The sequence below is a fragment of the Massilia cavernae genome, assembly GCF_003590855.1.
Taxonomy (GTDB): Bacteria; Pseudomonadota; Gammaproteobacteria; order Burkholderiales; family Burkholderiaceae_D; genus Telluria_A; species Telluria_A cavernae.
The window spans coordinates 1-18,656 of sequence record NZ_QYUP01000109.1 but is presented as its reverse complement, the minus strand read 5'-3'; the positions used below and the strand labels follow the sequence as shown (position 1 = coordinate 18,656).

The following is an 18,656-nucleotide window of genomic DNA, read 5'->3' as shown; positions in this document are numbered from 1 at the left end:
AGAGGCTCGTTGTGACCCAAACCAAGCAGAAACTGTTGATCATCGAAGACGACCCCGGGCTGCAGAAGCAGCTGCGCTGGAGTTTCGATGCTTATGAGGTGGTCGTCGCCGGCGACCGCGAGAGCGCGCTGGCCCAGATCCGACGCCACGAGCCGCCGGTGGTGACGATGGACCTCGGCCTGCCGCCCGATCCCGACGGCGCCACCGAAGGCCTGGCCACGCTGCAGCAGATCCTGGCGCTGGCGCCGGATACGCGCGTGATCGTCCTGACCGGCAACCAGGACCGCGGCAACGCGGTCAAGGCGATCGCCATGGGCGCCTACGATTTCCACCAGAAGCCGTGCGACCAGGAAGTGCTGGGCATGGTGCTGCAGCGCGCCTACTTCCTGCATGCGCTGCAGTGCGAAAACCGCCGCATGCAGCAGTCGCAGGCCGACTCGCCGACCTCGGGCATCATCACGCGCGACGCCGGCATGTTGAAGGTCTGCCGCAACCTGGAAAAAGTGGCGCCGACCTCGGCTTCGGTGATGGTGCTGGGCGAGAGCGGCACCGGCAAGGAAGTGATGGCGCGCGCCGTGCACAACCTGTCGCCGCGCGCCGCCAACCGCTTCATGGCGATCAACTGCGCGGCGATCCCGGAAAACCTGCTCGAGAGCGAGCTGTTCGGCTATGAAAAGGGCGCCTTCACCGGCGCCGCCAAGCAGACCAAGGGCAAGGTCGAACTGGCCCACGGCGGCACCTTCTTCCTCGACGAAGTCGGAGACCTGCCGATGTCGCTGCAGGCCAAGCTACTGCGCTTCCTGCAGGAGCGCGTGATAGAGCGCGTCGGCGGCCACGAGGAGATCGCGGTCGACGTGCGCATCGTCTGCGCAACCCACCAGAACCTGAAGGAACTGACCGCCGCCGGCCGCTTCCGCGAAGACCTGTATTACCGCCTGTCGGAAATCGTGGTGACCATTCCGCCGCTACGCGCGCGGACCGGCGACGCCGCCCTGCTGGCCCATCATTTCAAGAACAAGTTCAGCGCCAGGGAATCGCGCGGCACGCTGCACTTCAGCGCCGAGGCGCTGGCCGTGATCGAAGCCCATCCCTGGCCGGGTAACGTGCGTGAAATGGAAAACTGCATCAAGCGCGCCATCATCATGGCGGACGGGCCCCAGATCACCGTCGACGACCTGGGCCTGGGCGGCGCCGGCCACGAGGAGCAGCCGATCAACCTGCGCCAGGTGCGCGAGGAGGCGGAATACGGCGCGATCGTCAAGGCGCTGGCCCGGGCCGACGGCAACATCGTGCGCGCCGCCGAAATGCTGGGCGTGAGCCGCCCGACCCTGTACGACCTGATGGCCAGGCACGCGCTGAAACCGGTCGACGCTGCCTGAGTCCCGCCTTTACCCCTGCTGCATGGCAGGGTGTTGAAATTATTTACACCGCGGAAAAAGCGGCCCCGCCACGGCCTGGAACCCCGTATGTCAGCGGCAGCACCAACTGCCGGCCCGGCGCCCTTCATGCAATGGCAGGAGCTGCCATTGCATCGCTCACTGCGCCGGCTTGTCCCACTCGCCAGCCGCAACCAGCTTGTTTTTCAGCCCCGGCAGGGGGAAATCCTGGTCGTAAGCCACCATGGCGTGGCGCCGCGCATTCGCGTAGTCCTTCTTCTTCAGGTAGAGCAGGCCAAGGTTGTAGTTGGCGGTCGGGTCCTTGGGCAGCAGTTCCACCGCCGTCGTAAACATCTTCAGCGCTTCGTCAGTCTTGCCCATGGTGAACAGATAATTTCCATAGGTCGCACGTACCACGCCGTCGTCGGGCGCAAACCGGATCGCCCGGTTGAAGTAGCACTCGACCGGGAACTTGGCGAAGGGCACCTTGGTGGTCCTGAGCCGCTGGCCGACTTTCGCCATGGTCGCCAGTGCGCGCGGGTGGTTGGGAATCGCGCGCAGCGTGTAGTCGAGGTCGGCGCCGATCTCGCCGGTGCTGCCCTTGATGCCGGCTTCGACGTCGGGCGTGAAGTGCGCGTCCTCGACAATTTCCAGGTTGACCTGGCCGCGCATGCGGTAGTCGAGCGGCCCGAAGTGGTTTTTCAGCTCGCCGCAATAATTCGCCGCCTGGGCGCCCGCGCTGGCCGACAGCGCCAGCGCTGCGGCTGCCAGCGGGTGTAAAAGCTTGTTCATGAAAACTCCTTTTGTGTCCGGCAGCAAGGGCGCTGCCCTCCCCTTACCAGGATCGCACCCACTCCACGGTCAGCCGCGCTACCCGGTCCTTCCATACGCGGCGGGAAAACGAGTGATCCGCCTCGTCGATTCTCTGCTGCGTCACCCGCCCGGCCTTCAGCAGGTCCTGCCATTCGGGGGCTCCCCTGACCAGGTCGAGGAACTCCTGCGCGGTCAGGTCGGCTTCGCTGAAGATGAACAGTACTTGTCCCTTGAAGCGTGCCAGGCCGGCCCGCATGCGTTCGGGCAACGGGGCCGCGTCCTGGGCCGCCGGTCCGCCGCCTGTCCGTCCCGCGCCCAGCGCAGCCGAGACCATCCTTGCCAGCGAGGCGGCGGCGGCGGCGAAGTCGAAGCGGCCGCGCGCGATTTTTTTCCACAGCGCCGGGTCCGTCAGGCGGGCCCGGTAATAATGCTTGAGCGTGGTCCTGGCTATGCCGTTGGCAGTGCGCGCCCAGGGATTGAGCAGCACCAGGCCGCTGACGCGGCGGTCGCCGCCCGCATAGAACATCGCGGCCGACGCGCCATCGCACAAACCCCAGATCACCACCTCGTCCATTCCGGGAACGGCGCTGAAGAAGCGGTCAACGGCGGCCTGCAGGTCGTCGCCGACCGTTTCGAAATTGCGCATGTCCCCTTCGCTGTCGCCCATGCCGCGGTAATCGAAACGCATGGCGGCAATGCCCTCGGCAGCCAGCGCGCGCGCCAGCCCGGTGAACTGGCGGTGGCTTCCGGCCCGGTACTGGGGCCCGCCGACGACGATCAGTACGCCGCGCCTGGCGGCTTGTTCGGGCAGGCTGACAATGCCATACAAGGCATCGTCGCCGCAGTCGAAACTAAGCGCAATTTCTTGATAGTTCACTGGCTGGCCTCGCGACAAGGGCGGAAGTAGCCGCCAGCAGCGCCGGCGCCTCCTCGATTTCCTGGGTCGCCCAGAACGGAGCGCAGCTGACGCGGTGCAGGCTGACATCGGCGCCTTCGCGGCGCCATGCGGCGAGCACCCGCTCGACGGCGGGCGCGAGCGGGCGCTCGGCCGCGGATGCGGTTTCGAACCAGTCGACCGGGCATTGCGGGGGCGCCATCCGGGCCAGGTCGAGGCCGTCGATCGCCGCCGCCAGTTCGGGCGCCAGTTCGTAGCCGGCCACTTCCAGCATCTCGCCGCCCAGCAGGGCCTTGCGCAGTTCCGCCGTGCCGGCCGCCGGAGCGCCGTCCGCCACCATCGCGCGGGCCGTGAGCAGGCGCAGGAACTGGGTCAGGAACGCGCTGCCGCTGTGCACCGGCTGCCACAGGAGCAGCCGCTCCACCGGATGGGCGGCGCCCCGGGCATAGTCGAGCGCGAGCAAGGCGCCCAGGCGCAGGCCCCACAGCCCGACCGACTGCCCGAGGCGCTGTTCCAGCCAGCGGCAGCCCGCGGCCAAGTCGGCTTTCCAGGTCTCCCAGCGGGCCTCGGCGAATTCGCCGCTGCTGTCGCCGCAGCCGTGCAGGTCAAGCTGCAGCACGCCGTAGCCGGCATCGGCCAGCGCGCGCGCCTGCAGCGCCGCGACACGGCGCGACTTGTTCATTTCGTCGCCAAACGGATGGACATACAGGATCGCGCCGCGGCACCCGTCCCCCGCCGGCGGATGGAACAGGCAGAAACGCTGTCCCGGGTCCGTTTGCAGGAAGAAAGGCTGGGCGCCGGTCCGCTTTGGCGACGCTGTCATCAGGCCAGCTTTTGCTCGACGAAGGCGTTCAGGCTGCCCAGCGTTTCGAAAGTGGCCGCGCCGATTTCGTCATCGTCGATGACGAAGCCGAAGTGCTCTTCCAGCGCCGCCATCAGGTTTACCACGGCCATCGAATCGAGTTCCGGGATGCTGCCCAGCAGGGCCGACTGGGGGGTGAGATCCTTGCCGGCATCGCCCAAGCTGAGCACTTCCACCAGGATATTCTTTACATCGTTGAGATACATGGACGTCCTATTTAATCAAAAACATAACAAAGTGACATGGTAGCATGGCGCTATACGGTGTCACCATTCCGGCGCGCATTTTGCACCATGCGCAGCATGAAGCGAAGGGGCTTGCGGTCCCAGGGCGTGAAGCGCGGCAGCTGGAACAGGTCGCCGCCGGGACGGGCCGCGCCCCAGGAGGTGGACACGGCTGCCTCGAACCCCACTTCCCTGGCCATGGCGGCGTGCCGGGACAGGTAATCCTGGCCCGGTTTGCCGTTCGGATAGGCAAACAGGCGGACCGGGGCGCCGATGAGGCCTTCCAGCGCGTCCTTGCCATCGGCCATTTCGCGGCGCGCGCCGGCATCGTCCATGCGCGCCAGGATCGGATGGTTGACGGTATGCCCGCCGATCTCGATGCCGGCCTGGTGCAGCTGGCGCACCTGGCTTGAGGTCATCATCAGGTTTTCCGGCAGCGCGGCCGGCACCAGGGCGCGCACCGCGTCCACCGCGTCGAGGCGCGCCGCGAGCGGCAGGTATTTCAGGGTGTTCAGCAGGCTCGCGATGGCGGCGCGCCGTTCGGCCACCGTGCCCAGCGCGAACCGGCCGTAACCGTGCGGGCCGAGGTCGATCGCATCGGGCGCCCTGCGGATCAGTTCGATGACCGTATCGTTCCACATGCGCCCGCCGTCGAGGAAGCCGGTGGCGACGAAGACTGTGGCCGGCAAACCGTGCTTGTGCAGGATAGGCAGGGCCACCTCGGCATTGTCGGCGTAGCCATCGTCGAAGGTGATGCAGGCCGCACGGGGCGGCAGTTTACCGCTGCGCAGGCCGCGCACGCCCTCCCCCAGCGACATGAAATTGAAGCTGTGCTTCAGCTGGCCGAGCTGGGCATCAAAGCGCGCCGCATGCATCTCGTCCGGGAACAGCGGGTCAGGCTGGGGCAGCACGCGGTGGAAGATCAGGATCGACAGGCGGCCGCTGCCGGCAAAGCCGACCCGCGCCAGCGCCCGGCAGGCCAGCGCGGACAAGCCGGGGCCCTGGCCGGCCGGAACCGCGGGCAGTCGCTGGCTTCGCTCAAGCAGCATGGGCGCCCTTGCGCGGCGCAGTGCCGGCCTGGTTGGCCAGCGCGTGGCCGCCACCCGGGCCGGCCGCCAGGCTGCCGGCCGGAACCGCACGGGCGGCCAGCTGCCTTTCCTTGAGCGCCTTTTCAACCAGCGCGCCAGTGCAGACGATGATGGCGATCAGGTAGTAGGGCACATCGTAATAAAGCAGGCTGAGGAAGGCGCCACCGACGGCGAAGCCAACCATGCTCACCTGGATCATGCGCGCCAGGCTGCCGGCCCACTTGAGTTCGTCCCATCCCTTGGTGGTCCTCACGATCCAGCTTGCCTTGCGCCACGTGAGGATCGCCAGCAAGATATACAGCCCGAGTCCGACAAAGCCATGTTCGCCCAGCGCCTGGAAGTAAATACTGTGGGCGGCGTGCACGTCGTCCGGGACCGGGGCATACAAGCCGAACGCGATCCGGTTATAGATCTCGAAGCCGCCGCCGACCAGGGGCCGGTCCAGCGCCAGTTTATAGGCCATCCACCAGGCGTTGATGCGCCCCATCGCGGAGGCATCCTGCTCATAGGTATTGATGGAGTCCATGCGGGTAAACCACTGTTCCGGCATGAACATGAACGCGACCGGTATCAGCATGACCAGGATGGCGCCGGTGACCATTTTCTTGGGACTCTTCAGCCAGAGGAAGAAAACCATCGCCACGATACCGACCAGCGCGCCGCGCGAGTACGATCCCAGCGCGGCAAAGGCGCACAGCACCATGGCCGCCGCCAAACCCCAACGCACCCACTTCTTCGCTTCCATGTGGTAGAGGTAGAACATCAGGGGGATGCTCGTGATAAACGCCAATGCGACCTCGTTGTTGCCTTCGATATAACTCCCGGGCGGTCCCCAGACGATGTTATTGCCGCCGCTCAGCAAGGTGAACAGGCCGCCCTTGGTACCGAAGAATCCGATCGACAGGACCAGTGCCCAGATCAGCAGGTGGATCTGCTCCTTGGTCTTGATCAGCATCATGGTTACCACGGTCATCAGCATGATCTTCCACACGCGGTTCAGCATGACCAGCGACTCGTCGGGCCACATCGAAAAGATCGTCGTCACGACCATCCAGGCGGTGAATGCGAACAGGATCACCACGATCGGGGTGGCCGGCAGCTTTTTCGGTTCCTTGGTGACCAACAAGGCGATCAGGGTGGTGCCCGCGACAATCGCGGCGAAGGGGAAGGAGTAGGCAAAATCCCAGCTCAGCCGATGGGGATTCATCACGCTGACCCATACCCACATGAGCACGCCGATGTAAGGGCGTTTTAAGATGAAAGGAAGTGAGCCGAAAACGATCAGCGTGATAAGCGTGTCGCGCATAGAAGATCTGGGTAAGGGAAATTACTCGGGTCGGCATCAGCTTAGCGCACTTCCGTCGGGCCCGGCACGTTTTGGCCACACGAATTGCTCTTGCTGATGTTCAAGTGTTAAGATTCAAAGTGAAATCGGTGGGAATGTCACTGCGAAACGAGTTAATATTATCACAATTAAGTTGCGAGTCCGCGCACGCCGCGGGGGGTGGTTTTTCCCCGTCCCGTGCCTGCGATTCCCGGATATAGGCAAGGATTCAATGAGCGACCTCGTGCATGACTTCATCTTCGCTTCTGCGCGCCTCAGCCCCGCCGCCGAAGCCCTCGTATATGGCAACATTCGTGTCGATTACGCAACGCTTGCAACAAATGTCCGGCAAGTAGCCGAGTCCCTCGCGGCCCTCGGCCTTTCGCGCGGAGAACGGCTGGCGGTCTATCTCGAGAAGAACATCGAGAATGTGGCCGCCATGTTCGGCGCGGCCGCCGCCGGCGGCGTGTTCGTTCCCGTCAATCCGCTGCTCAAGCCCGAGCAGGTCAGCTATATCCTGGCCGACTGCAACGTGCGCATCCTGGTGACCTCGGCCGACCGCCTGAAACTGCTGGCCCCGGCGCTGCGCCAGTGCCCGGACCTGCGCACCGTGATCGTGGCCGGCAAGGCCGGCGAGCTGCCCGACCTCGGACGGATCGGCGTCATGGCCTGGGACACGGCGCTGGCAGCGGCGGCGTCCGGCGCGCACCGCCCGGCGACGGTGCGCAACATCGATGCCGACATGGCCGCGATCCTGTATACCTCGGGCAGCACCGGCAAGCCCAAGGGCGTCGTGCTGTCCCACCGCAACATGGTGGCGGGCGCCAACAGCGTGGCCAGCTACCTGGAAAACACGCCGGCCGACCGCATCCTGGCAGTGCTGCCGCTCAGCTTCGACTACGGCCTGAGCCAGCTGACCACCGCCTTCAGCGTCGGCGCCACCGCCGTGCTGATCAACCACCTGTTCCCGCGCGACATACTCAATGCGGTCGTGGCCGAGCGCATCACCGGCCTGGCGGCCGTGCCGCCGCTGTGGATCCAGGTGGCGCCGCTGCCGTGGCCGGCCGACTGCACGCTGCGCTACCTGACCAATTCCGGCGGCGCCATGCAACGCCCGACCCTGGACGCGCTGCGCCGCGCCCTGCCGAACGCCAAACCGTTCCTGATGTACGGCCTGACCGAGGCCTTCCGCTCGACCTTCCTGCCGCCGTCCGAGCTCGAGCGCCGCCCCGATTCGATGGGCAAGGCGATCCCGAACGCCGAAGTGATGGTACTGCGGCCGGACGGCAGCGAATGCGATCCGGGCGAAGCGGGCGAGCTGGTGCACCGCGGCGCGCTGGTCTCGCTCGGCTACTGGAACGACCGCGCCAAGACCGCCGAGCGCTTCAAGCCGCTGCAGTCGGTGCAACACGGCCTGCCGCTGACCGAAATGGCGGTGTGGTCGGGCGACACCGTGCGCAAGGACGAGGAAGGCTTCCTGTACTTCATCAGCCGCAACGACGAAATGATCAAGACCTCGGGCTACCGGGTCAGCCCGTCCGAAGTCGAGGAAGTCGTGTACGCGCGCGACGGCGTGGCCGAAGCCGCTGCCATCGGGCTCAAGCACCCGGCGCTGGGACAGGCCATCGTGGTCGTCGCCCATGCCGCGGAAGGGGTGGCGCTGGACGAAGCCGCGCTGCTGGCGGCCTGCAAGCCGCACCTGCCTGGCTACATGCTGCCGGCCAAATTCATCATTTCCCCGGCCAGCCTGCCGCGCAATCCGAACGGCAAGATTGATCGCAAGCTGCTGAGCACCCAGCTGGAGAACCTGTTCATGGAAGCCGCACAATGAGCGCCCCGCGTCCCCAGCATGCCCCGCTCGAGCAGTTCGAGGTCAGGGACGACTGCCTGCAGGTGGGCGGTATGCCGCTGACCCGCCTGGCCGAGCGCGTCGGCAGCACGCCCTTCTACGCCTACGACCGCGCCAGGCTGAGCGAACGCGTGGCCCTGCTGCGCGAACACCTGCCGCCCGAGATCCACCTGCATTACGCGATGAAGGCCAACCCGATGCCGGCGGTGGTGCAGCACATGGCCACCCTGGTCGACGGCCTCGACATCGCCTCCGGCGGCGAGCAGCGGGTCGCACTCGACACGCCGATGGACCCGGGTCTGGTCAGTTTCGCCGGCCCCGGCAAGAGCGACGCCGACCTGCGCTGCGCGATTGCCGCCGGCGTGGTGCTGAACATGGAGTCGGACGCCGAAATGGAGCGCATCGCCGCCATCGGCAAGCGCATGGCGATCCGGCCGAAGGTGGCGGTGCGGGTCAATCCCGACTTCGAGCTGAAGTCGTCCGGCATGAAGATGGGCGGCGGGCCCAAGCAGTTCGGCATCGATGCCGAGCTGGTGCCCGCTACCCTGCGCCGCATCGGCGAACTGGAACTGGACTTCCAGGGCTTCCATATCTACAGCGGCTCGCAGAACCTGAAGGCGGCAGCGATCCAGGAAGCCCACGAAAAAACCTTCGCGCTGGCGATCCGCCTGGCCGCGCACTGGCCCGGCCCGCTGCGCACCCTGAATATCGGCGGCGGCTTCGGCATCCCCTACTTCCCCGGCGAACAGCGGCTCGACCTGGCGGCCGTCGGCGCCAACCTCAAGCGCATCCTGCCGGGCGTGCGCGAGCACCTGCCCGATACACAGGTCGTGATCGAACTGGGCCGCTACCTGGTGGCCGAGGCCGGCATCTACGTCAGCCGGGTGATCGAGCGCAAGGTTTCGCGCGGCCAGGTCTACCTGGTCACCGACGGCGGCCTGCACCACCACCTGTCGGCCTCGGGCAATTTCGGCCAGGTCATCCGCAAGAACTACCCTGTGGTCATCGGCAACCGGGTCGCCGGCGGCGAGCGTGAAACGGCGTCGGTGGTCGGACCGCTGTGCACCCCGCTCGACCTGCTGGCTGACCAGATGGAACTGGCGAAAGCGGAGCCCGGCGACCTGGTCGTCGTGTTCCAGTCCGGCGCCTACGGCCTGTCGGCCAGCCCGGTCTCCTTCCTGAGCCATCCGGCCGCGCTCGAAGTCCTGGTCTGAACATCTAATTAGCAAGCCTAGCGAGGAATAGTCATGACTGAATTTGCAGGGATTCCGCAGTGAGTGGGCTGTGCGGCTGGATCGGCCATGGAACCGGCGCGGCGGACAACCGGGTCCTGATCGAAAACATGGCGGCGCCGCTGGCGGCGTTCGACGCCACCCCCGTGCGCGCGCTGCAGGGAGCGCGCAGCGCCGCCGCGGTGGCGGCGCTGGGCCCAAGCGCCCACCTGTACCAGAACGACGGGCTGACCGTGGCGCTGTGGGGACAACCGGCGCTGGCTGGCGCCGGGCCGGCGCAGCTTGGCGGCGACGGCCTGGCCGAAGCGCTGGCGCAGGCCTGGCGGCGCGACCCGGACAGCGTATGCGCTTCGCTGAGCGGCGCGTTTTCGCTGTGCATCCTGGACGAGCCGCGCGGCGAAGCCCTGCTGGCGATCGACCGCATGGGCACCCAGCAGATGAGCTACCAGGCCGCCGCCGGCGCGCTGGTGTTCGCCTCCTCGGCCGATGCGATCGTGCGCCATCCGCTGACGCCGGCCGTGATCGACCCGCAGGGCTTGTACAACTATGTCTACTTCCACATGGTGCCCGGTCCGGGCACCGTGTACCGCGGCCAGGAACGCCTGCTGCCGGGCGAATACCTGCGCTTCAAGGACGGGCGCATCAACAAGCGCGCCTACTGGCGCATGGTGTTCCGCGAACGGCCGGAGCAGGATGAAAGCCAGCTGAAGGACCAGTTCCGCCAGATCCTGCGCAACAGCGTGCGCGAAGCGTCCGGCGGCCAGCAGGTGGGCGCCTTCCTCAGCGGCGGCACCGACAGTTCGACCATCGCCGGCATTCTGTGCGAAGTCGGCGGCAAGCCGGCCAACACCTATTCGATCGGCTTCGAGGCCGAAGGCTACGACGAGATGTCGTATGCGCGCCTGGCGTCGCGCCACTTCGGCACCAGCCACCACGAATACTATGTCACGCCGGACGACGTGGTGGACGCCATCCCGCGCATCGCGGCCGTGTTCGACCAGCCCTTCGGCAATGCTTCGGCGGTGCCGGCCTTCTATTGCGCGCGCATGGCCGGGGCCGACGGCGTCACCCGCATGCTGGGCGGCGACGGCGGCGACGAACTATTCGGCGGCAACGAACGCTATTCCAAGCAGCACATCTTCGCGATGTACGAGCAGGTGCCCGGCATGCTGCGCAAGGCCCTGCTGGAGCCGGCCGTGTTCAATTTCCCGGGCGGCAAAAATATCAAGCTGATCCGCAAGGCGCGCAGCTACATCGAGCAAGCCTCGGTGCCGATGCCGGCGCGGCTGGAAACCTACAACCTGCTGGGACGCTTCGGTCCGTCGCAAGTCTTCACCGACGACTTCCTGGCCAGCGCCGACACCGATGCGCCGCTCGCCAGCCTGGCCCACACCTACGCCCAGAGCGATGCGTCGAGCCTGATCAACCGCATGCTGGCGCTCGACCTGAAGATCACCCTGGCCGACAACGACCTGCCGAAGGTGGTCAAGGCCTGCGAGCTGGCGGCGATGGAAGTCGCCTTCCCCTTCCTGTCGGACGAGATGGTGGCCTTCTCGTCGCGCCTGACCGCGCGCCAGAAGCTGAACGGCACCCAGCTGCGCTGGTTCTTCAAGGAGGCGCTGCGCGGCTTCCTGCCGGACCAGATCATCACCAAGCAGAAGCACGGCTTCGGGCTGCCGTTCGGGGTCTGGCTGCAGAAGCACAAGCCGCTGCAGGAACTGGCGCTCGACAGCCTGACCGGGCTCAAGGCGCGCCGCATCGTGCGCCCGGAATTCATCGACGCGCTGGTCGGCCAGCACCTGGAGGAACACGCCGGCTACCACGGCACCATGGTGTGGGTCCTGATGATGATGGAGCAGTGGTTCCGGCAGCGCGAAGCGCAGCGGGGCTGATCAACACCACCGGTGACTGGCCCATGAAACCGACCGCATCCACGCTGGAATACCAACGGTTCGACCCGGCCAGTTGCGGATTCCCGCGCCCGTTCGCGCCGCTGCTGCCGGCGTTTCGATGGTCAGCCCTGAGCCTTGGCGGCGGCGATGCGCCCGACCCCGCGCTGTTCGAGGGACCGGGGGTGCGCCACTTCTCGCGCGGGCGCTATGCCCTGCACGAGGCTTACCGCAGCGCCGGCGTGGGTCCGGCCGGCGCGCTGCTGGCGCCGGCCTACCATTGCCGCACCATGATGGATCCCGCGCTCGCGCTTGGCGGCGCGGTACGCTTTTACGACATCGGCAGCGACCTGACGCCCGACCTGGACAGCATTCGGGCGCTGCTGGCGGCGCCCGGCGTCGCGGCCAGGGCGCTGGTCCTGCCGCACTATTTCGGCGTCGAGCAGCCAGCCGCGCTGGTGGACCAGCTCGCAGCGCTGTGCGCGGCGCACGGCATGGCCCTGGTCGAGGATTGCTCGCATGCCTGGCAGCTTGCCGCCAGGCGCGCGCCGGCCGCGCGGACGCAGGCCGGCCGCGCCGTCGTCGCCAGCCCCTACAAATTTTTCGCCTGCGAAGACGGCGGCGTGCTGTGGAGCGCCGCGGTTCCGTCGTCGCCGCCGGCGTCAAGCGGCATGCTGGACGAGCTCAGGGCGTTGAAGCGGGCATGGGAGCGCAGCCGCCTGGCGCGCCAGGCCGGGCCGCCGCTGCCATTGCCGCAAGCAGGCAGGCTCGAGTTCGGCACGGTGGTCGCCGAATCCGGCGCCCTGCCCTCGCCCCTGTACGAACGCGCCTGCGAACAACAGGCCAGCCTTGGCCTGTCGCGCTGGGTCATGCGGCGCACCCGGCTGACCCCGCTCATCCGCCGCCGCCGCGAGCATTACCAGCAATGGAACGCGGCCGTCGCCGGCCTGCGCGGCGCACGCGCGCTGTTTCCGGAACTGGCGCCCGATTGCGTGCCCTATATGTTCCCCCTTGAAATCAACATGCCCAATCCATCTTTCTTCCTGCTCAAGCAAGCAGGACTGCCGATCTGGCGCTGGGACGACATGGCGGTGTCCGGCAGCGAGGTGGCGGCGCGCTACCGCACCCACCTTCTGCACCTGCCATGCCACCAGGACCTGACCCGGGAGCAGATGCGATGGATGACCTCGCTCGTAGCCGAGGTGCTGGCATGAGCGGCGGGACGGCCATGCCGCTGGCGCCGCTTGCCGCTGCCACCGACCCGGGCACCGTCGAGGTGTTCGCGCATCCGGACGCCCTGCCCGCGGATGTGCAAGGTTTCATGCACGAGGCTGAAAAACGCAATGTCGGCCTGGGCCTTTGCTGGTATCGCAACCTGGTCGCGGCGGTATACGCGGACGACCCGGGTGTGCGTTTCTACGTGCTGCGCAACAAGGGGCAGGTGCGGGCGGTCATGCCGCTGCGGGCGGAAAAGGAGCGCCTCGGCTGGCGGCTCACGTCGCTGTCCAATTTTTACACCAGCCTGTATGAACCGGTCCTCGCGCCCGGGGTGACGGCGGCCGGCCTGCTGCCGCTGCTATCGGCACTGAACCGCGAGTTCCGCCCGCTGTCTTCGCTGATGCTGGCGCCGATGGATGCCGGGGGCGAGGCGTACCGCACGCTGCTCGGCGCGATGCGCCTCAAGGGATGGCTGCCGTTCGAGTATTTCAGCTTCGGAAACTGGTACCTGCCGGTGTCGTTCGACTGGAACAAGTACCTCGCCCAGCGCAGCAGTACGCAGAGGAACACGATCCGCAGGATGGGCAAGAAATTCGCCAACGACGGCGGCGTGCTGGAAATCGTCACCGGCCCCGACGATTTACCGGGCGCGATCGAAGCGTATGAGCGCGTGTATGCCGCAAGCTGGAAGAAACCGGAGCCGTTCCCCGCTTTCGTGCCGGGACTGGTCCAAAGCTGCGCTGCGAAAGGCTACCTGCGCCTCGGACTGGCGTGGCTCGGCGGCGAGCCGGTCGCCGCCCAGGTGTGGATCGTCGCGCACGGGCGCGCCGAAATCTACAAGGTCGCGTATGACGAGAAATTCAAGGCGTACTCGCCGGGCACACTGGTCACGGCACTGCTGATGCAGCATGTGATCGATGTCGACAAGGTGGGGGAAGTGGACTACCTGATCGGGGAGGACCCGTACAAGAAAACGTGGATGAGCCACCGGCGCGACCGCCGGGGCATCATCGCCTACAACCCGCGCGCGCTGTCCGGACTGGCCGGACTGGCGCGGGAATCGGCTGGACGGCTGGTGAAAGCCGTCCGCGCGTGGCTGCATTCGGACCAGCCGGGCGGCGGCGCCGGTACGCCGCCGCACAGCTGAACGATTAAGCCGAGGTGCGCAGGAAGAACAGGTTCGAGCTGCCCGACGGCATCAGCAGGAAACCACGCAGCGCCGGAATGTAGCGGAACCGGTTGTGCACGCCGTCGCCCGGGGTTGCCGGAGGACGCTTGGTGCTGGTCGGCGCCAGGATGCTCATGTCCCACATGTTGGTCGCGTTCGGCTTCACGATGTACACCCGGCCGGCACCTGCTCCCTGGCCACAGTAGAACATGAAGCGGTCGTTGACCGGATCGTAGTCCATGCCTGCGTATGCCGGCCTTTCAGCGGCAAACGTGGTCAGGGCGGTGCTGGCGTTGAAGCGGACCGCGATCTGCTGCGTACCGTTGACCGGAATCCGGCTGGCCTGGAGCGCCTCCGCGCCGTAGCCCTGGCCATCGCCCCAGTTCAGCGTAAACAGCTGGTTACGCTGCGAATCGTGGGCGATCGGGAACCTTACCTCGTCCGCCGTACGAGTGGTGATCGGGCGGGTCCAAGTCTTGGTCTGCGGCGACCAGCGCGCCAGGTCGGTACTGAATACCTCGCCGGTGCTGCGGATCTTTGCCGCACCCAGGTCGCCGCCGGCCGGCATGTTGGCCCAGGTACCTGCCGGATCCCAGGTGTTCGTGTCCAGGTTGAAGCCGTCGACCGTGGCGAAGGTGTAGGCATTACCGTAGGCGCCGAACACACCGAACAGCATCAGGCGATTTACCTGCGGCACGAAGTGCATGCTGCTGTACAGATGGCGCGAGATCGGCTTGCCATCGGCATAGTACGGGGCATCCATGCGGACCTGGGTACTTGCAGCCCTGCGCAGGCGCCAGACCGGCGCATTGTCCGTCAGCTTCAGCGATACCACGCGGTTATCGTAGGAATCCATGTGGCCGCCCGCGCCAGCGATCAGGATCTCGTTGGTCAGCTCGTTATACGCAATCCCGTTGTAAGCGTCCACTGCCGCACCGCCTGCGCCGGAGGTACCAGGAATCTCGATCCACTGGTTCAGCGGCTTGCCCTGCAACCAGGTCGGATCGCCACCCGTTGGCGGCGGGGTCGGCTCAGTCGGCGGAATCGGCTCGGTCGGTGCCACCGGCGGTACCACCGGCGGTACCACCGGGACCGTCGGCGCGGTGTAGCGGGCCGGCTTGACACCCCAGACCGGGTTGACGTTGAAGGCTGCGATCATTTCCGGCCAGTTGCTGGTGCTGGTCACGCGGTTGTACGCTTCCTGGGCGCCAGGCACGCCATGCTCTACAGCATAGGCGATTGCAGGTACCAGGTTGCCCCACAGTGCGGTTTCGCCAGGCATGTATTGGCCTGCGAGCACGCCTTCCGTCGTACCTTGCCATTCTGGAACGACTGCATAGGTTGCGTCGTAGACCTGCTTTTCGTTCTGGTACCAAGGGCCGGTACCGGTATCGTAGTCAGGCGTGTTGCTTGGCGAGATCATCATCGTGTACGGCACGGCGTTGACATACCAGAAACCGTCGCGGGTGCCGAGGCGACCGACCACACTCTTCGCTTTCCATGCGAAGAAGGCGCTCAGCTTGGTGCTGGCGGTCGCCGCGATCGGCAAGCCCAGCGATACCGAATAGCCGAAGGCGGCGGTAACGAAGTCCTGCTGCCATGGGGCGGCGATGCGGATCGTGTCGTCGTAGCCTTCGCCTGGCTTGATCCAGCCGAACGGGTTGTTCGCCTGCGCCACATAGCGGCCGTGGAAGTGTTCGATGTTCGCTTCGACCGAGGCGATAAACTCGGAACGCAGTGCGGTGTCGTCGTCCGGGGTGACGCACAGGCCTGGACGCGGGCGCGCCAGTCCCATGCGCAGCTGCGGGTCTGCCATGCGCCGACGGCGGACTGCACCAGGCCTTTGCTGCCGGTGCGCAGGAACTCGTTGTCGCCGTTCCCCAGATAGTTGGCGGTGGTCGCAAACTGAACCTCTTCCATGAAGTACCAGCGGCCGGTTGCCAGGTAGGCGAGAAAGCCGACCGATGGGCTGTGCGCGACGTCCCAGCCCGGCGGGTTGCCGCCGGTCGGGGTCGGCGTGTACTGACCGTTGGTCGAACCGCCAACGTCCTTGAAGCCCTCGTTGTCGCCAATGTTCAGCGTTGGGTAGCGGCTGAATCGCAGTGGACGGTTGGTGGTTTCGTCACGGTAGTGGATGGCCCAGCGGCCGGCGGAAAAGCCGTTGCGGACCAGGGCGCCATACGTTACCGGCAGGTCGGAGATCAGGTAAGCCACGTCGTGCTGCGGCAGCATGCCGATCGGGGTCTGGTAACCTGACGATGCCATGTTGTCTTCGTCGTAGTAGAAGTTACCTGCCTGAAGCGGCGTGTAGGTCGTCACCAGGCCGTTCAGCACGGCGGCGCCGGCGGCCAGCTGGCCGAAGTAGGAAGGAACCAGGCCGGTCGACTGCAGGTAGGCGGAGTCCTGGCGTGCGATCACGCCCATGTCGGTGGCTGCCCAGTACGACAAGGCGGCGCCTTTGATCAGCGGAGTACGCGTGTGGTGCTTCAGGTCGATCAGTGCCGACATGCGCTGGGTGCGGTTCAGCTTGAATGTGAAGGTGGCGCTCTTGTTTTTCGGTGCGGCGACGCGCAGGAAGCCGTTTTCGATCCAAGGCAGCATCTCGATCGCGCCATTGGCCCAGACGCGAACTTCCAGCCAAGCCACCAGGTGGGTGTCGGTGCCGACCCGCTTGCGGTAGATAAACGAGGACATGGCCGGGCCCGAGACCCAGGTCTGGAATGGGGTATCCCAGGCGGTGTTTTCCCAGAGTACGGTGCCGAAAGCGCCGCAAGTGACTTCAGCGACGGCGCCGCCGGTTTTCAGGGCCGCAGTGGTGATTGCCGCAGCAGTGGTGGTGGTCGCAGCTGCGCTGCTGACGTTGATCGTGGTGGCGGCGGTGCCGCTCACCGCGGCCTGGCCGGCCAGCACGGCGAACTTCACGGAGCCGTCGGGCCAGCGGTTCTTGACGGTCATTTGCAGGGTGCCCTTGTCGGACACCACGGTACGGCCGGAAATCACGTCGCCGCGGCGGAATGCGAAACCGAGGCAGAACGGTACCGAGCTCTGGCCGGTCGTGCTCATCACGGTGAACCTGGCGCCGGGGACCGTGGCGGCTGTGCCGGTCCCCGGGCCGGTTGGCGTCGGTACTTCGCTGAACACGACGCCGGAGGCGAACTGGTTCCCCAGTTCTTCAGGGCTGCTGCCGGCGCCACAAGCGGTCAATGCACCGGTAGCGGCAAGGGCGGACGAAGTGCGCAGGAAAGTACGGCGTTTATTGTCGATCATGTAAATTGTCTCTGTAAATGGATTAACGGGCAGAAAGTGTCTGCGCGGAATCTGGCAATTGAGAAAGCCCTGTTCACGCTCCGGACCCACTATTTGTCAAACGGTTATCAGTGGGCCAGGCAATAACTTAGATAAGACACACTGTTCGTCGGCCCCGCGTTGCTTTGCGGCACCGGATGAATTCATTCTAACTGCGTATTGTGGGCAATTAAAATATCCACACAGCAAGAAAATGCAAAAAACGACGGCAATTTGTGTTTTTTTTGAGATACAACACATTTTCCTGCGAGAACTTTAAACGTGTTGAAAACACATGCGGGCTATCTGGACTGCTGGTTTTGTTGCGCGCGTGTTATCGGTTATTAGCGCGAAGATACGAATTATTAGCGTGAAGTTACAGCTTATTGCTAATTGCTACCAATAATAAGTCTTCTGTCATGTTTTCCAATCGGAAATAAAATATCCTCCAACTCGGTTGGCAGAGCGAGTTGCCGTTGAATAATGAATGGAAAGATCTGTCCGGAAAGAATATGTACTAGAATATACATATTCTCTCGATGCAATTTTATTTTCTTGGCGGATGCAGATCCGGAGTACTGCTGAGTTAGCGTTGCCACTATATAAGAAACGTGGGGAAATTGAGAAACGGAAAGATGTTACGAGATGCAAGCGGGAACGATTATTGCCCTATTTCCGAAAGAATATTAATAATCGGAAATGCGCATCTCTGCAGTACGCCAGGCGGGGAGTCTGGTGGCATATTTACAACAATATTTCCGTGGGTGAAGCTGCATGCCCGGGGCGATGCCTGGGCTTGCATCGGGCGCGCTGTTTTTTAAACAACTAGTCACTCTTTGATTTACAATAAAACTCAACGGTCAGCGCCCAAACTACATACGCGATAACAGGAACCGATATGAACGATTCGTTTCTCAGCATCAGAAGTGTGTCGGGAAAATTTGTAGTTCGCGGCCAGCCCGCATGCGCGCTGGGCCACCGCCTGGAGCGCAGCGACGGCGCCGTGGACGGCATCTATGCAAACTGGACCTGGGATGGCAGCTGCCTCACCGCCAGAAACGACCGTTACGGCATGTTTCCGATTTACTATACGTGCCGGGATGGCGAATTCGCCATTTCGTCTTCCATTCCGCGCCTGCTGGAGGCCGGCGCCAGCTGCGCGCTGGATGAACCAGCGCTGTCGGTATTCTTCCGGCTTGGATTCTTCATCGGCGACGACACCCCTTTCCGCGATATCCGGGCGCTGCCGCCGAATACGACGCTGCGCTGGAACGGGAGACTGCAGCTGGAATCGGGCGGCCGCGCATTGGGCCGGACCCAGCCGCCGATGTCGCGCGACACCGCGCTCGACACCTATATCGCCTTGTTCCGCCAGTCGATCAAGCGCCGTCCGCCGCCGGAACCGGATTTCACGGTGCCCTTGAGCGGCGGCC

14 protein-coding genes are annotated in these 18,656 nt (G+C 65.2%); 7 read left to right on the top strand and 7 right to left on the bottom strand.

The window, feature by feature from the left end; translation table 11 throughout:
- The first annotated feature begins 11 nt into the window (after positions 1-11).
- On the top strand, positions 12-1,379 hold the full coding sequence (gene prsR, locus D3872_RS11180) for a PEP-CTERM-box response regulator transcription factor (RefSeq protein ID WP_119810840.1): 1,368 nt from the start codon (positions 12-14) through the stop codon (positions 1,377-1,379).
- A gap of 156 nt (positions 1,380-1,535) precedes the next feature.
- Here the strand turns inward: prsR and D3872_RS11175 are convergent, their stop codons facing one another.
- The 6 genes from D3872_RS11175 to D3872_RS11150 are packed head-to-tail and all read right to left on the bottom strand — an operon-like array spanning position 1,536 to position 6,564.
- Positions 1,536-2,168: a tetratricopeptide repeat protein gene (locus D3872_RS11175; RefSeq protein ID WP_119810839.1), complete on the bottom strand. Its 633-nt coding sequence runs from the start codon at positions 2,166-2,168 to the stop codon at positions 1,536-1,538.
- Between the two features lie 43 nt (positions 2,169-2,211).
- Positions 2,212-3,066, bottom strand: coding sequence for a hydrolase 1, exosortase A system-associated (locus D3872_RS11170; RefSeq protein ID WP_182915779.1), 855 nt, complete (start codon positions 3,064-3,066; stop codon positions 2,212-2,214).
- Positions 3,041-3,907 carry a hydrolase 2, exosortase A system-associated gene (locus tag D3872_RS11165; RefSeq protein ID WP_119810838.1) on the bottom strand — a complete coding sequence of 289 codons (867 nt, stop codon included), beginning with the start codon at positions 3,905-3,907 and terminating at the stop codon, positions 3,041-3,043. The genes D3872_RS11170 and D3872_RS11165 overlap by 26 nt, the downstream gene beginning before the upstream one ends.
- The gene (locus D3872_RS11160; RefSeq protein WP_119810837.1) at positions 3,907-4,152 is read right to left on the bottom strand and encodes an acyl carrier protein; all 246 of its coding nucleotides are present in this window, start codon (positions 4,150-4,152) and stop codon (positions 3,907-3,909) included. The genes D3872_RS11165 and D3872_RS11160 overlap by 1 nt, the downstream gene beginning before the upstream one ends.
- Before the next feature lie 50 nt (positions 4,153-4,202).
- Positions 4,203-5,219: a polysaccharide deacetylase family protein gene (locus tag D3872_RS11155; protein ID WP_119810836.1), complete on the bottom strand. Its 1,017-nt coding sequence runs from the start codon at positions 5,217-5,219 to the stop codon at positions 4,203-4,205.
- The gene (locus D3872_RS11150; RefSeq protein WP_119810835.1) at positions 5,209-6,564 is read right to left on the bottom strand and encodes a putative O-glycosylation ligase, exosortase A system-associated; all 1,356 of its coding nucleotides are present in this window, start codon (positions 6,562-6,564) and stop codon (positions 5,209-5,211) included. The genes D3872_RS11155 and D3872_RS11150 overlap by 11 nt, the downstream gene beginning before the upstream one ends.
- A 250-nt stretch (positions 6,565-6,814) precedes the next feature.
- On the opposite strand from D3872_RS11150, the gene D3872_RS11145 reads away from it, so the two are divergent.
- The 5 genes from D3872_RS11145 to D3872_RS11125 are packed head-to-tail and all read left to right on the top strand — an operon-like array spanning position 6,815 to position 13,917.
- A complete protein-coding gene (locus tag D3872_RS11145; RefSeq protein ID WP_119810834.1) occupies positions 6,815-8,413 on the top strand; it encodes an acyl-CoA ligase (AMP-forming), exosortase A system-associated in 1,599 nt (532 codons plus the stop codon).
- Positions 8,410-9,645 carry a pyridoxal-dependent decarboxylase, exosortase A system-associated gene (locus tag D3872_RS11140; protein ID WP_119810833.1) on the top strand — a complete coding sequence of 412 codons (1,236 nt, stop codon included), beginning with the start codon at positions 8,410-8,412 and terminating at the stop codon, positions 9,643-9,645. Before D3872_RS11145 ends, D3872_RS11140 begins: the two co-directional genes overlap by 4 nt.
- A gap of 59 nt (positions 9,646-9,704) precedes the next feature.
- Positions 9,705-11,555 (top strand): asparagine synthetase B family protein, encoded by a 1,851-nt coding sequence (locus tag D3872_RS11135; RefSeq protein WP_119810832.1) that lies wholly within the window; start codon positions 9,705-9,707, stop codon positions 11,553-11,555.
- Positions 11,556-11,578: 23 nt separating this feature from the next.
- Complete coding sequence (locus D3872_RS11130) at positions 11,579-12,766, top strand: DegT/DnrJ/EryC1/StrS family aminotransferase (RefSeq protein ID WP_147373860.1); 1,188 nt, start codon at positions 11,579-11,581, stop codon at positions 12,764-12,766.
- Entirely contained in the window at positions 12,763-13,917 is a 1,155-nt protein-coding gene (locus tag D3872_RS11125; protein WP_182915775.1) for a GNAT family N-acetyltransferase, read from the top strand. The genes D3872_RS11130 and D3872_RS11125 overlap by 4 nt, the downstream gene beginning before the upstream one ends.
- 4 nt (positions 13,918-13,921) lie before the next feature.
- Here D3872_RS11125 and D3872_RS25265 read toward each other — a convergent pair whose 3' ends face one another.
- Positions 13,922-15,754, bottom strand: a complete 1,833-nt coding sequence (locus D3872_RS25265) for a hypothetical protein (protein ID WP_147373859.1) — start codon at positions 15,752-15,754, stop codon at positions 13,922-13,924.
- Between the two features lie 2,367 nt (positions 15,755-18,121).
- Here D3872_RS25265 and D3872_RS11115 point away from each other — a divergent pair.
- A partial coding sequence (locus D3872_RS11115; protein WP_220476931.1) for an asparagine synthetase B family protein occupies positions 18,122-18,656 on the top strand: 535 nt, incomplete at its 3' end.

Bases quoted from the DNA above. Each gene is read 5' to 3' on its own strand.
- D3872_RS11175 (WP_119810839.1), bottom strand. From the start codon at position 2,168: ATGAACAAGCTTTTACACCCGCTGGCAGCCGCAGCGCTGGCGCTGTCG.
- D3872_RS11165 (WP_119810838.1), bottom strand. From the start codon at position 3,907: ATGACAGCGTCGCCAAAGCGGACCGGCGCCCAGCCTTTCTTCCTGCAA.
- D3872_RS11160 (WP_119810837.1), bottom strand. From the start codon at position 4,152: ATGTATCTCAACGATGTAAAGAATATCCTGGTGGAAGTGCTCAGCTTG.
- D3872_RS11155 (WP_119810836.1), bottom strand. From the start codon at position 5,219: ATGCTGCTTGAGCGAAGCCAGCGACTGCCCGCGGTTCCGGCCGGCCAG.
- D3872_RS11150 (WP_119810835.1), bottom strand. From the start codon at position 6,564: ATGCGCGACACGCTTATCACGCTGATCGTTTTCGGCTCACTTCCTTTC.
- D3872_RS11145 (WP_119810834.1), top strand. From the start codon at position 6,815: ATGAGCGACCTCGTGCATGACTTCATCTTCGCTTCTGCGCGCCTCAGC.
- D3872_RS11140 (WP_119810833.1), top strand. From the start codon at position 8,410: ATGAGCGCCCCGCGTCCCCAGCATGCCCCGCTCGAGCAGTTCGAGGTC.
- D3872_RS11130 (WP_147373860.1), top strand. From the start codon at position 11,579: ATGAAACCGACCGCATCCACGCTGGAATACCAACGGTTCGACCCGGCC.
- D3872_RS11125 (WP_182915775.1), top strand. From the start codon at position 12,763: ATGAGCGGCGGGACGGCCATGCCGCTGGCGCCGCTTGCCGCTGCCACC.
- D3872_RS25265 (WP_147373859.1), bottom strand. From the start codon at position 15,754: ATGGCAGACCCGCAGCTGCGCATGGGACTGGCGCGCCCGCGTCCAGGC.